At 40.8% G+C, this 13,671-nt stretch carries 16 protein-coding genes and 1 other annotated feature; of the genes, 15 read left to right on the plus strand and 1 reads right to left on the minus strand.

Annotated elements, in window-relative coordinates:
• Positions 1-52: 52 nt before the first annotated feature.
• From coaE to M313_RS0112370, 14 genes are all read left to right on the plus strand, one after another.
• Positions 53-655 carry a dephospho-CoA kinase gene (gene coaE / locus M313_RS0112305; protein WP_010195675.1) on the plus strand — a complete coding sequence of 201 codons (603 nt, stop codon included), beginning with the start codon at positions 53-55 and terminating at the stop codon, positions 653-655.
• A gap of 389 nt (positions 656-1,044) precedes the next feature.
• The gene (locus M313_RS0112310) at positions 1,045-2,076 is read left to right on the plus strand and encodes a glyceraldehyde-3-phosphate dehydrogenase (protein ID WP_010195677.1); all 1,032 of its coding nucleotides are present in this window, start codon (positions 1,045-1,047) and stop codon (positions 2,074-2,076) included.
• Between the two features lie 326 nt (positions 2,077-2,402).
• The gene (gene speD, locus M313_RS0112315; RefSeq protein WP_010195679.1) at positions 2,403-2,777 is read left to right on the plus strand and encodes an adenosylmethionine decarboxylase; all 375 of its coding nucleotides are present in this window, start codon (positions 2,403-2,405) and stop codon (positions 2,775-2,777) included.
• A gap of 115 nt (positions 2,778-2,892) precedes the next feature.
• Positions 2,893-3,297: a hypothetical protein gene (locus M313_RS0112320; protein WP_010195680.1), complete on the plus strand. Its 405-nt coding sequence runs from the start codon at positions 2,893-2,895 to the stop codon at positions 3,295-3,297.
• Positions 3,298-3,321: 24 nt separating this feature from the next.
• Positions 3,322-3,783, plus strand: a complete 462-nt coding sequence (gene nrdR / locus M313_RS0112325; protein WP_010195681.1) for a transcriptional regulator NrdR — start codon at positions 3,322-3,324, stop codon at positions 3,781-3,783.
• Between the two features lie 75 nt (positions 3,784-3,858).
• Positions 3,859-5,313, plus strand: a complete 1,455-nt coding sequence (locus M313_RS0112330) for a replication initiation and membrane attachment family protein (protein ID WP_029326481.1) — start codon at positions 3,859-3,861, stop codon at positions 5,311-5,313.
• Between the two features lie 129 nt (positions 5,314-5,442).
• Complete coding sequence (locus M313_RS0112335; protein WP_010195683.1) at positions 5,443-6,342, plus strand: diacylglycerol/lipid kinase family protein; 900 nt, start codon at positions 5,443-5,445, stop codon at positions 6,340-6,342.
• Between the two features lie 122 nt (positions 6,343-6,464).
• Entirely contained in the window at positions 6,465-7,301 is an 837-nt protein-coding gene (ytxC, locus tag M313_RS0112340; RefSeq protein ID WP_010195685.1) for a sporulation protein YtxC, read from the plus strand.
• Positions 7,302-7,823: 522 nt separating this feature from the next.
• Entirely contained in the window at positions 7,824-9,755 is a 1,932-nt protein-coding gene (thrS, locus tag M313_RS0112345; protein WP_010195689.1) for a threonine--tRNA ligase, read from the plus strand.
• Between the two features lie 529 nt (positions 9,756-10,284).
• Positions 10,285-10,423, plus strand: a sequence feature (ribosomal protein L20 leader region).
• A gap of 56 nt (positions 10,424-10,479) precedes the next feature.
• Positions 10,480-10,998 (plus strand): translation initiation factor IF-3, encoded by a 519-nt coding sequence (gene infC / locus M313_RS0112350; RefSeq protein WP_083800939.1) that lies wholly within the window; start codon positions 10,480-10,482, stop codon positions 10,996-10,998.
• A 21-nt stretch (positions 10,999-11,019) separates the two neighbouring features.
• Positions 11,020-11,220: a 50S ribosomal protein L35 gene (gene rpmI / locus M313_RS0112355; protein ID WP_010195692.1), complete on the plus strand. Its 201-nt coding sequence runs from the start codon at positions 11,020-11,022 to the stop codon at positions 11,218-11,220.
• Positions 11,221-11,244: 24 nt separating this feature from the next.
• Positions 11,245-11,604 (plus strand): 50S ribosomal protein L20, encoded by a 360-nt coding sequence (gene rplT / locus M313_RS0112360; RefSeq protein ID WP_010195693.1) that lies wholly within the window; start codon positions 11,245-11,247, stop codon positions 11,602-11,604.
• A gap of 123 nt (positions 11,605-11,727) precedes the next feature.
• On the plus strand, positions 11,728-12,000 hold the full coding sequence (locus M313_RS0112365; protein WP_010195694.1) for a DUF1294 domain-containing protein: 273 nt from the start codon (positions 11,728-11,730) through the stop codon (positions 11,998-12,000).
• Between the two features lie 56 nt (positions 12,001-12,056).
• Positions 12,057-12,644: a TVP38/TMEM64 family protein gene (locus tag M313_RS0112370; protein ID WP_010195696.1), complete on the plus strand. Its 588-nt coding sequence runs from the start codon at positions 12,057-12,059 to the stop codon at positions 12,642-12,644.
• A 12-nt stretch (positions 12,645-12,656) separates the two neighbouring features.
• On the opposite strand, the gene M313_RS0112375 is transcribed toward M313_RS0112370, so the two are convergent.
• Positions 12,657-13,049, minus strand: a complete 393-nt coding sequence (locus tag M313_RS0112375) for a hypothetical protein (RefSeq protein ID WP_010195698.1) — start codon at positions 13,047-13,049, stop codon at positions 12,657-12,659.
• Between the two features lie 113 nt (positions 13,050-13,162).
• Here M313_RS0112375 and M313_RS0112380 point away from each other — a divergent pair, with 113 nt between their 5' ends.
• The gene (locus M313_RS0112380; RefSeq protein ID WP_010195699.1) at positions 13,163-13,654 is read left to right on the plus strand and encodes a dUTP diphosphatase; all 492 of its coding nucleotides are present in this window, start codon (positions 13,163-13,165) and stop codon (positions 13,652-13,654) included.
• Positions 13,655-13,671: the final 17 nt, after the last annotated feature.

Raw genomic sequence — 13,671 nt, forward strand, 5'->3', positions numbered from 1 at the left:
AAACACTAGAGGTTGTGTAGCGCAGCCTCTCTTTTGAAAAGGAGGAATGGACATGCCATTGGTTATAGGACTAACTGGAGGAATAGCAAGCGGTAAAAGCACGGTGGCCAATATGCTGCGCGATAAAAACATTCCGATTGTGGATGCTGATATCGTGGCTCGAGAAGTCGTGGAAATTGGTACAGATACATATAAAGAACTTGTAAAAGAGTTTGGGACTGAAATACTTAACGACGACAAAACACTGAACAGACCAAAACTAGGTAGCATTATTTTTCAGGATGAGACTAAACGGCAAAAGTTGAACAACATCATGCACCCAAGCATCAGAACAAGCATGAAAGAAAAGACACAAAAATTCTTGGAAGATGGCCATGAAGTGGTGGTCATGGATATTCCCCTGCTTTTTGAAAGCAAGCTGACTCACCTTGTAGATAAAACATTACTCGTCTATGTAACGGAGGCAACCCAGCTGAAACGCTTAATGGAGAGAAACGACTTATCTGAAAAGGAAGCAACAGACAGAATAAGATCCCAGATGCCCCTTACCGAAAAAGTTAAACTCTCCCATGCCATCATCGACAACAACGGATCCGTCACCAAAACAGAACAACAACTAAACCAAATACTAAAAGAATGGAAAATTAAAGTATAAGCATGAAACCAAGTTAATCGCAGTGGAAAGCGCGCAGACAGGGAAGACCCCTGAAGCGTTGGAGGCCACTGAAAAACCTAGAAACCTATCTTTTGGATAATTTATAGCTGTTGATTGGAGCAATAGGCGAAGACTCCTACGGGGGAGTAGCGACAATGTTGAAACCCCGCAGGGCGTAGCCCGATGAGGCTCAAGGTCGCCCCGTGGAAAGCGAAGCGCCTGGAACGGAGATCAACCGTAAAACCAAATACTAACTCTAGGGCATATCCAAAAATAGGGATATGCCCTTTTTGTATTTTTTACATGACATATAGAAATTAAATATGTTATACTAATTGCAGGATAACAGATTAATAAGTATAACATATATACAGAAAAGGGGAATTTACATGAAGGCAAAGGTTGCAATTAACGGGTTTGGACGAATTGGGAGAATGGTATTCAGACGCGCCATCCAAGAAGAAGGCTTAAATATCGTTGCAATCAATGCGAGCTACCCTGCGGAAACGCTAGCTCACCTTATTAAATATGACACAAACCATGGACGCTTTGACGCGGATGTTTACGCAGAAGACAATGCGTTAATTGTAAATGGTAAGCGCATTCAATTAGTGAACAACCGTAATCCAGAAGAACTTCCTTGGAAAGAAATGAACATAGATATCGTAATTGAAGCGACAGGAAAGTTTAATTCCCGCGATAAAGCGGCACTTCATCTCCAAGCTGGTGCGAAGCGAGTGGTCTTGACAGCGCCTGGTAAAAACGAAGATGTAACGATTGTCATGGGAGTAAATGAAGAAGTGCTGGATATGAATGAGCACTTTGTCATCTCTAATGCTTCTTGTACAACAAACTGCTTAGCGCCGGTTGTCAAAGTGTTAGATCAACAGTTTGGCATCGAGAATGGATTAATGACAACTGTTCATGCTTATACAAATGACCAAAAGAATATTGACAACCCGCATAAGGACCTGCGCAGAGCAAGAGCTTGCGGACAGTCCATCATCCCGACTTCAACTGGAGCGGCAAAAGCATTATCCTTAGTTCTTCCACATTTAAAGGGTAAACTGCATGGAATGGCGCTACGTGTGCCAACACCTAACGTATCGCTTGTTGACCTTGTAGTAGACTTGAAAAAGCCGGTTACGGTTGAAGACGTGAATGATGCGTTCCAAAGTGCTTCCATCGGCTCGATGGATGGCATATTAGGGGTTACAATGGAGCCGCTTGTGTCTGTGGACTTTAACACAAATCCACATTCAGCAGTCATCGATGGTTTATCCACAATGGTGATGGGCGATACAAAGGTAAAAGTATTAGCTTGGTATGACAATGAGTGGGGTTATTCTTGCCGAGTAGTAGATCTTGTTCAATTCGTAGCAGTAAAAATGGTAGAAGCAAAAGAGGTAATGGCTGGTTAATTTAGCCTAAGGCAATGCTATAGTGAAATAAATGTAAGCGGTTAACGTTCTTTGTTAATCGCTTTTTTGCATTTGTCGCAGAGTGGATTAACATTTCCCTTTTTCATAAATTAATAGTTTACGAGAAAAAAAGTCTTAAATGCCTGTTGCAAAACTAAAATAAAAGCATTATACTATTTTTCGTGAACTTCTTGAAACGATTATGTGGCTACTTAAAGGGTTAGGACCTCTCTGGACTAACTTTCCCCCGTGGTAGTAATACATCAATCACTCTTCACCTTTGAGGAATTCATGTATTTTTAAAAAATGAAAAGGGGGAACGTGAGATGGAAACAGTAGGTCGTCACGTTATTTCAGAACTATGGGGTTGCGATTTTGACAAATTGAATGATATGGATTACATCGAAAAAACATTTGTCGATGCTGCATTAAAATCAGGTGCAGAAGTAAGAGAGGTAGCTTTTCATAAATTTGCTCCTCAAGGGGTAAGCGGAGTAGTTATTATTTCCGAATCCCACTTAACCATTCATAGCTTCCCAGAGCACGGATATGCAAGTATCGATGTTTATACATGCGGAGAATTAGATCCTAATATTTCAGCTGACTATATTGCAACTGCTTTAAATGCTCAGACGCGTGAAACAATCGAACTTCCACGTGGAATGGGTCCTGTTCAAGTAAACAAAGCAAAAGCTCTTTAAAATTATAACTAAATGCATTAAAATAAAGAGAGGTGTATAGCATGCACCTCTTTTTATTATACTCAAAATATATTATACATAAAAAAACAACAAATTAAGGGGTTGTCAGGCTAAAGTGGGAGCGATACAAAAGCTGAAAGGGATATTGACCAATCACTCGGAAACGCGGGAAAATCATACAGAAGAATCCTTACGCAGTCGTTATTATAAAACTACCAATAAGAATGCAATGAAAGCCTTGCAAGAATTGTTTAACAAGATGGAAGGGGTAACGGTAAAATCTGTTTCTGAGGAGCACGGGGAAATTGCATTGCAAGTGAACAAAGGCAGAAAAGCGTTTGTCATTGTTACAGTTATCTCTGTCCGACCTTTTGAAACAGCGGTTGATTTTTCCGTTACAACAGAAACCAAACTACCTTTCGATTTTGGATACAGTCGTCAACTGATCAAACAAATGTATGAACGGATTGATAAATCGATGATCTATATTGGATCCGGGCTGAATTCGGGGAAAAAGTAGATTGGAAACGGAGTGGAAACCATCATGAAATGTCCTTCCTGTCATCATAATGGGACGAAGGTATTAGATTCACGCCCTGTAGAAGAGGGAAAATCCATCAGAAGAAGAAGAGAATGCGAGTCTTGTTCCTATCGTTTTACGACATTTGAAAAAGTGGAAGAAATGCCGCTTATCGTCGTGAAAAAGGAAGGAATACGAGAAGAGTTCAGCAGGGAAAAAGTGCTGAGAGGTTTAATTCGGGCATGTGAAAAAAGACCGGTTGCCCTAAAACAACTCGAAGACATTGTGATGGAAGTGGAAAAAGAATTAAGAAATATCGGCATATCGGAAGTGAAAAGCGATATGGTCGGTGAAATGGTAATGGAGAGACTATCAAAAATAGATGAAGTGGCATATGTCCGCTTTGCCTCTGTTTACCGTCAATTCAAAGATATCAATGTCTTTTTGGATGAATTAAAAGAAATCATTGATAAGGAACGAAAATAAGGAACACTAAGTGAGAGAGGAAACATATGCCTCTCTTTTTCGATTACTTTTTTATAAGAAAGGTTTGGATGTTTCATGTCTGATCGCCATTGGAAAGAGCTGGTCCCTGTAGACCGGTATATTGTCCGTTCAAATGGAGTGCTCCAACAGTTTGACCGTAAACTCCTAACAATGCTATATCAACCTTTGCTGGGATTCAGGGGATACAGTCTATATATGACCCTCTGGAGTGAGCTGGACCAAGATCGCTTGTGGGGCGGGGAGACAACGCATCACGGCATAATGACAACGATGCAATGCAACTTAAAAGATATCCATCAGGAGAGAATAAAACTGGAAGGCATCGGCCTTTTAAAGACGTGGGTGAAGGAAGAAGATCAGCTGCGCACCTTCATTTATGAACTCCAACCACCCCTTTCCCCGGAAGCATTCTTTTCAGAACCAATGCTAACCATTTATTTATACAATCGACTAGGAAAAAATAAATACGCAAGTGTGAAGAAATACTTTTCCGATAAGGTAATCCCTGCGGATGAATACCAGGAAGTGACTCGAAATTTCAGTGATGTCTTCCAATCTGTCCAGTCAGAAAACATGGCGTATGCAGCAAATGAGGAGATGATGGAGGAACTACCACTGGAACAAGGAGAAGAATGGATGGAGCGCAAAAAGGGAAGCGAGCCGAGGGTAAGTCAAGAAACCTTTGACTTTGATTTGTTTTTTGCAGGGCTGTCTGAGGTGGTCATCCCAAAAAAATCAATTACCGCCAAAGTGAAGGAAGCGATTGTCAAACTATCCTTCATCTATACCATTGATCCGATATCGATGCGCGATTTGATGATGAATGTAATTGATGTAGATGAAAAAGTGGATTTAGAGAAACTGCGTAAGGCAGCAAGAGATTGGTATCAGCTAGAATACCAAGATACTTTGCCGGGGCTTGTGGAAAAAACACAACCGTTGAACCTGAGACAGTTTACGGACAAAAAACCGGCAACTAAAGATGAACAGCTAATCCAACAGCTGGAGAATGTCTCACCAAAGCAAATGCTGACAGACCTTTCAGGCGGTTCAGAACCTTCTGCCTCAGACCTCCTAATTGTAGAAGATGTCATGTTCAAGCAACAATTAACACCTGGAGTCGTGAATGTCCTGCTTTATTATGTGTTGTTGAAAACAGATATGAAGCTAAATCGTAAATACGTTGAGAAGATTGCAAGTCACTGGGCGCGTAAACAGGTGAAAACTGTCAGTGAAGCGATGGAACTTGCCAAAGAAGAGCATCGCCAGTATCAGAATTGGGCGGATACCAAGCCAGCAGCTAAGAGTACCGGTGGAGGTAGCGCCTCTAAAGCGAAAGCAGGTAAGGTGGTGCGCAACCGTTTTGTCAGTTCGGACGGAACGGCAACGGAATCAGATGTTGCAAGTAGTCAGTCCGACAAGTTCAAGGAAGTAGAAGAGGATGAAAAACAGAAGCTGATGGAACGTTTGGCGAAAATGAAAGAGAAAAAGATAAGGTTAGATCCATAATGTAGAGGCTGCATATACCTTTTGGGGGATGCGGCCTTCTTTTTATTGATGCTATTTCTCAAAAAGATGTTAATACTACCAAAAAAGGGTATCGTCTACTATAAGACTAAAGAAAAGGGGAAATAACCTTTGAAGAGAGTAGCGGTGATCGTTAATCCCAATGCCGGGAACAAAAAGTTGATCAATTCCATTGAACAAATAGAAAAAATGCTCTTAAGTGCATTTGATGAAGTAACCATCCATCCAACCGAAAAAGAAGGCGATGGAGCGAGGCTAGTGGAGAAGCTGGCAAATCATGTGGATCTTCTTATCGGTGCCGGAGGGGACGGAACCATCTTTGAATTGATCAATGCGTTGGCTCCTTTGGAAAAGAGGCCTGTTTTTGCCATCATACCAGGCGGAACCTGTAATGATTTTTCACGAACGCTTGGAATCAATCAGAATCCTATCAAAGCAGTGGAACAGATCATGGAAAAGCGTACAGAAAAGGTGGATGTCGGAAAAAGTGATAATCAATACTTCTTGAATTTTTGGGGAATTGGATTGGTATCAAAGGTTTCAGACAACATCGACAGCGGGACGAAACAGTTGCTTGGAAAACTATCCTATTACATCAGCGCCGGACAAACGGTAATCGAAGAGGAACCGTTTCAGCTCACGATAGAAAGTGAAACACAATCTTATGAAGGTGATGCTGTCATGCTTCTGATAGGCAATGGTTCTTTTTTGGGTGGTATTCAGTCGTTTTTTCCTTCTTCAAGCATACAGGACGGGGAACTGGATGTGTTGATTATCAAGCAGACCTCCATTGCCCAGCTTTGGACATGGATGCAGACAAGACTCCAAAAAGAGCTTCCGGCAGAAGGAAACGACGAGTTAATCTATTTCCGAGCGAGAAAGCTAAAAATTGAAGCCACTCCAAATCAGGAAATCGATACAGACGGAGAAAAGACCTACCATACCCCTTCTACTGTATCCATTCTTCCAGGTCATCTTGAAGTAATCATTGGCGATTATCCATTTGAGTGAAGAAAAATAATATGCGCTAGTCCTTTTAGTTGATGGACCGGCGCATATTTTTTTATATTTATTCATTTTTCCATCCTCCTTCCCATATACATTGAATTAGGTGTACCAAAGGGGGGACAAACTTGTTTGAGATTTCCTTTCGAAATGAATCGGACGCAAATGCGATATATATGAAGGTATTAGAGAAAAATCCTGAGAGTGATTCTATCCTTTCTTTACATAAAGAAAAAATCGTCGTGGAATCAAAGGATGTTCATTTTTACAGAAATACCATTGTTCCAGTGCTGAAGAATTACATTCACCGTACCAAAGAGAAAGAATGGATCTTATCAGTATTGGAAAATACGTTTTACTATAAAGAGGAAGAAGAACAAGAACAGATTCTATGTATTTTGCAATCGATCCTACTTGGGGAACGTTCTGATATTCCGAATCTCCCGGCTATAGAACAGCGTGATGCCCAATTGGATTCTGTCATGCAGTCTTTTTTTCAACAGCCCATTTCATTTTCATTTGACTCCTTCATTATGTTCAGGTTGAAAGAATACTTTGAAGGGTTGCAGGTATTTGTGGAAGCGGCAATTGATGAGTATAAATTGGAACAAGAGTACCAATCGTTCGTCCATCAGCTGAGGGGATTGTTGACGACGACAGATTCCAAGCTTGACGAATTGCATCTTGTCTATCAATATCAATTCGATTTTTATGATAAGTCTTTCTCGCATATCCCCAAAAATCAGCTCATCAAATTTATGAATAGAACTCATTTTAATAATTATTCGTATTATATAGACTCGGTCGTACTTGCTCCATTAGTTTCTATCGCGCCGAAAAAGCTCTTTCTTTACACAGATAACACGGAGCATCAACTTGTGGAGACGATACGCAATATTTTTGAAGAACGTGCCGTTGTTTTACCTTTTCACTATTTTGGGCAAAATAAAAGTAAAATTGATTAAAGTGACCACTTGATTTTCCTGTAACAGGAGAATATAATAACCTACATAATCAATTTTAACTTTATAGCTCAAAAAGTATCGATGAGGACATGAGTGTTTTAAAAACGGATGTTAGAGAGGGAAGTCACCGGCTGTAAGCTTCCTATCACGAGTAAAACCCTAACCACCTCTGAACTTCAACGGTGAACATTGCAGTAGCTGTTGACGGGGAAATCCCTCGTTATCTAAAAATGAAGCCGTCTTTTAGTATCTTTAAAAGATGGGAACTTGGGTGGAAACACGGATATTAAACTCGTCCCTTATATTATATAAGGGGCGGGTTTTTTTATTTTGGTTCAAATAACCATTAGCAATTGCTTGGAGCGAAAGGCGAAGACTCCTGCGGGGGAGTAACGTTAGGTTGAGACCCCTGAAGCGTTGTGAGGAGGCTCAAGCACCGTCCCGCGGAAAGCGAAGCCGTTTGCGGAGAGCAATTGCGGCGTTATATGAACCAACAAAAATTCTAAAGAAGAGGTGACAGAGATGTCGGAATTAATGAAGATCACATTTCCAGACGGAGCGGTAAAGGAGTTTGAACGTGGTACGACAACAGAAGATATCGCTGCATCCATCAGTCCGGGTCTGAAAAAGAAAGCAATCGCTGGAAAACTAAACGGAGAACTCATTGACCTGCGTTCCCCGATTAATATAGACGGAGAAATCAGCATCATCATGCAAGACTCCGACGAAGCGCTTGGAATCATGCGACACAGTACTGCCCACTTGATGGCACAAGCGATCAAACGCCTATACGGCAATGTAAAACTAGGAATCGGTCCAGTAATCGAGAACGGATTCTACTACGATATCGATTTGGAGGAATCACTAACTCCAGAAGACCTTCAAAAGATCGAAAAAGAAATGAAGAAAATCGTCAGCGAAAACTTGGATGTTGTTCGTGTGGAAGTAAGCAGAGAAGAAGCTTTGCGTCGCTACGAAGAGCTGAACGATGAGCTGAAGCTTGAGTTGATTCGTGAACTGCCTGAAGGAGAAACAATCTCCATTTACGAACAAGGCGAGTTCTTTGACCTTTGCCGCGGAATCCATGTACCATCCACTGGGAAAATCAAAGAGTTTAAACTGTTAAGCATTGCAGGTGCATACTGGAGAGGCGACAGCAAAAATAAAATGCTGCAACGTATCTATGGAACAGCCTTCTTCAAAAAGGCAGAGCTTGATGAGCACCTTCGCCTGTTAGAAGAAGCAAAAGAGCGCGATCACCGTAAAATCGGAAAAGAGCTTGACCTTTTCTTCAATTCCCAAAAAGTTGGGCAAGGCTTACCGCTATGGTTACCAAAAGGTGCAACAATCCGCCGCGTAATCGAGCGTTATATCGTCGACAAAGAAGTAGAACTTGGCTATGACCACGTTTATACTCCTGTAATGGGTAGCGTGGAGCTATACAAAACTTCCGGGCACTGGGACCACTATCAAGACGGCATGTTCCCTCCGATGGAAATGGATAATGAACAACTTGTTCTTCGTCCGATGAACTGTCCGCATCATATGATGGTGTACAAAAACAGTATCCACAGTTACCGTCAGCTTCCAGTACGTATTGCTGAACTTGGAACAATGCACCGTTATGAAATGTCCGGAGCATTGGCAGGGCTGCAACGTGTACGTGGAATGACTCTAAATGATGCACATATCTTCGTACGTCCTGATCAAATTAAGGATGAGTTGAAGCGTGTTGTAAACCTTGTACTTGAAGTATATAAAGATTTCGGCCTGGACGATTATTCTTTCCGTCTTTCCTACCGTGATCCAGAAAATAAAGAGAAGTATTTTGATGACGATGCAATGTGGGAAAAAGCACAAGGCATGCTGAAGGAAGCAATGGATGAGCTTGGTCTAGATTATTTCGAAGCAATCGACGAAGCGGCATTCTACGGTCCTAAGTTAGACGTTCAAGTACGTACAGCCCTTGGAAAAGAAGAAACTCTCTCCACTGTACAACTAGACTTCTTACTACCAGAGAAATTCGACCTTACTTATGTAGGGGAAGACGGCAAGCAACACCGTCCGGTTGTTATCCACCGCGGTGTCGTTTCTACTATGGAACGCTTTGTGGCATTCTTAATCGAAGAGTACAAAGGTGCATTCCCAACTTGGTTGGCGCCAGTACAAGTCCAAGTGATCCCTGTATCACCTGATGCACATTTTGATTATGCAAAAGAAGTGCAAGACCTTCTGAAATCAAAAGGAATCCGCGTGGAAATGGACGAAAGAAACGAAAAGATCGGCTACAAAATCCGTGAAGCACAAATGCAAAAGATCCCATACATGCTAGTGCTAGGCGACAACGAAATCCAAGAACGCGCAGTAAACGTCCGTAAATACGGCGAACAAAAATCAGAAACAATCTCACTCGAGAAATTTGTAGATGATTTGTTGAAAGAAGCGAAGAGATAAGCTTTTCGTGATACGGGGGAATGTCCTGGCTTAGGATGCCAGGGCACTCCTATTTTTTATTAGTGGGATAACTTGCTCCACTAGAGGTGACGAAAATTGACTAAATTTGTCGTTTGGCTTGTATTCGAGGTAATTTGGACAGTAAATGCCTCACTTTCGCTCGTATTCTTAAATTTCGGACAGTATTTCACTCCGTTCCGACAGTAAATGGGTACTTTCCGACAGTAAGCCTTAGTTACAATGTAATTAAAAATTCCCCCTGTCGACTGTAGTGCAGGGTGGTCGACTCCAGCGGGGAGATAACGGTAGGTTGAGACCCCGCAACGCAGTGAGGAGGCTCAAGCACCGTCCCGCGGAAAGCGACCACCCGGAACGAAAGGAGACAGGGAGTTTAGCCATAAAGAAAAAAACTATTGCACAATCGCAATTTATCTGATATCATTTAAAACGTTGTTTCATTTGATACGAATTCTTGACAATCAATCATCATTAATGATATATTATACAAGGTCAAATTGAATACTTGTTTGAGGACAAGAAGGAGCACCCGCTTCTCACCTGATTGACGCATTTTATGCAGTTGGCAGGTTTTACGAGAAAGATTCTATCTTTTACTTACGTAATCGTAAAGTGTGGGTGTATGTGTACACCCACACTTTTTTGTTTGTACAAAAGAGTAAATTGTTCGTCAAACGGTATTCGGAATAAACCTTGGAGGTGGCTAATTATTAGCAAGGACATGATGGTAAACGATGGCATTCGTGCCCGCGAAGTACGTCTAATCGGTCAAAATGGAGACCAGCTAGGAATTAAGTCAAAAGTAGAAGCGCTGGAAATTGCAGCACGTGCTAACCTTGACTTAGTAATGGTTGCGCCTAATGCGAAACCTCCTGTATGCCGAATTATGGACTACGGAAAGTTCCGTTTCGAGCAACAGAAGAAAGATAAAGAAGCGCGTAAAAACCAAAAAGTAATCAGCTTAAAGGAAGTTCGTTTAAGTCCTACTATTGATGAGCATGACTTCAATACGAAACTTCGCAATGCAATCAAGTTCCTTGAAAAAGGAGACAAAGTAAAAGCATCGATCCGATTCAAAGGTCGTGCGATTACGCATAAAGAAATCGGTCAGCGTGTGCTAGATCGTTTCTCTGCAGCTTGTGCAGAAGTTTCAACAATTGAGTCTCATCCGAAAATGGATGGGCGTAGCATGTTCTTAATTTTGGCACCAAAAAACGAAAAGTAATTCATATGAGGAGGAACTCCAATGCCTAAAATGAAAACTCATCGCGGATCAGCGAAAAGATTCAAGAAAACTGGATCTGGTAGCTTAAAGCGTTCTCACGCATACACAAGTCACTTATTCGCTAACAAGTCTCAAAAGCAAAAGCGTAAACTTCGTAAATCAGCTATGGTAAGCAAAGGTGATTTCAAACGCATCCGTCACATGTTAGACAACTTAAGATAATATTTTTTATAGGAGGTATTCATAATGCCAAGAGTTAAAGGCGGTACAGTAACACGCCAACGTCGTAAAAAAGTCATTAAATTAGCCAAAGGTTATTACGGTTCTAAACATACTTTATATAAAGTAGCTAACCAACAAGTAATGAAATCCCTAATGTACGCTTATCGCGATCGTCGCCAGAAAAAGCGCGACTTCCGTAAGCTTTGGATCGCTCGTATCAACGCAGCGGCTCGCATGAACGGTCTTTCTTACAGCCGTCTAATGCACGGTTTGAAAGTAGCTGGAATCGAAGTAAACCGCAAAATGTTAGCTGAGCTAGCAGTTAGCGACGAAAAAGCATTTGCTGAATTGGCAACTGCTGCGAAAAACAGCTTAAATAAATAATTATCCAAACAAAAGAGGCTAACAATTTGGTAGCCTCTTTTGTGTTTTGATAAAATAATATCGAGACTGATAGGGAAGTCAGTCTACAAAATGTGTGCACACATTCGAACGTCGGAGGATATGATGGAAGTACTCGTCGGTTATTATATCTTTATAAACATTGTAGGCTTCATTATTATGAAAGTAGATAAACAAAGAGCCATCGAACATCGCTGGAGAATACCTGAATTACATCTATGGGGAATTGCCTTGCTTGGCGGCGCACTAGGGGCGTGGATGGGGATGCAAACCTTCCGTCATAAAACTAAGCGCCTGTTATTCCGTATAGGTCTACCATTCATAACATTTTTACATATCGGGTTTTGGGGGGTATTTTCTCACAGCCTGATAAGTTAACATAAAATATTGATAGTTGAATAAGCTTTAATATTAATACTAGGAGGCAAGCCAAAATGGACGAAAAAATGAACGTACTCTTTGTCGTGATTGAAAGTCATTGGTGGCTGGCTTCTCTAGGTTTTATTCTTTTCCATATATTAAGACAAGTTTTGTTTATTCCGGTAGTCATCATCTGCATTGCTGGTGGAGCCTTGTTCGGCGGGGTAATCGGGAGTATCTACTCTGTGGCAGGCTTAACATTATCCAGTTTATTTTTCTACTTCTTATACCAGCAGTTTCCTAGCATATTCGGGAAAGTTTTAAGAATGAAAGAAAGGCTCTTTGGCAACCGGGCAAACTTTTCGGTTGGACAGATAACTGTCATGCGTCTGATCCCATTCATCCATTTCCACTTACTTTCTCTCTGCTTGATTGAAACGACAAAAAGCTTTTCTAACTATGCAAAAGCTTCTCTCCTGACTAATATTCCTCTCGCTATCATCTATACCGTCTTTGGCCAATTTATCACAGAATTTTCTCCAACTGCCATGGTTGCTGTGCTTATAGGACTTCTAATACTCATGCTAGTAATGAGACAAAAAGTCGTCGTCATGAAATGGGAACAATTTTTTCATAAAGAAAAGAATTATAAAAGAGGTTAACGCCACTTAGCGTTAACCTCTTTCCTCTTTTAAAAACTCTTTTATGGGACTTTTCCAATCAATCAAAGCATTCGGGTATTGCTTTCGTACCTCTTTTTGAATAAATTCAAAGTCATGCTTATTCAATCCTTGCAACTTTTCGGGATTCTTCGGCCAGATGAAAATGGAAATGACCTCAAAAGCCCTGTCTGTCGTCCCCAAATATTTTTCCCCTTCAAACATGACCCCTTTATAGGTCAGGAGAAAATTCTTCCGTACATTACTTTTTTGATCAAGAAGGTAAAAATTCTTTTGTTCATGCGCAATCTCAAGCTTCCTTTTTGGATTCAGGAGATACTTAAAAATGGAATAAATAATAAAAGCAAAAAGTGCAAGTAAAGCAAGACGAATGAGAATCATAAACATATTTGCTACTCCTTCGCAAAAATACAGTTTGTATTATAAAATACCTTATATACGGGTGTAGGTATCATAAAGTTTCATTTTTTATAAAATTTTTTAAAAAGAAGGCGATATTTTTGAATTTACGACGTTTATACGACATGCAAAGAGAGCTTGATGCAAAAATTGAATCACAACACGGATTGAGAAAAGAGGATTTGGTTGATGAAAAAATATTAGCTTTGCTTGTAGAGTTAGGGGAATTGGCGAATGAAACTCGCTGCTTTAAGTTTTGGAGTGTAAAGCCCCCTGCTGAACGCGGAATAATACTTGAAGAATTTGTGGACGGGGTGCATTTTATTTTATCCCTTGGATTGACCTTTGGATATGACGATCCGGAAACTTCAAGAGGACTTGCGGAAGAAGAAGCCACGCTAACAGCGCAATTTAATAGAGCCTATCAGCTGGTCTCTACTTTTAAAGAAGATTTGTCTGAAGAGAACTACTATCTATTACTAGATTCCTACATTCAACTGGGTGAAATGATAGGTTTTGAATGGGAGGAAGTAGAGCAGGCATACTTAGAAAAAAATCAGGTGAATCACGAAAGACAACAGCAAGGTTACTAATCCTTTTTACATTAGTA

Source organism: Bacillus sp. m3-13, from assembly GCF_000175075.1.
GTDB classification, from domain to species: domain Bacteria; phylum Bacillota; class Bacilli; order Bacillales; family Bacillaceae_I; genus Sutcliffiella_A; species Sutcliffiella_A horikoshii_C.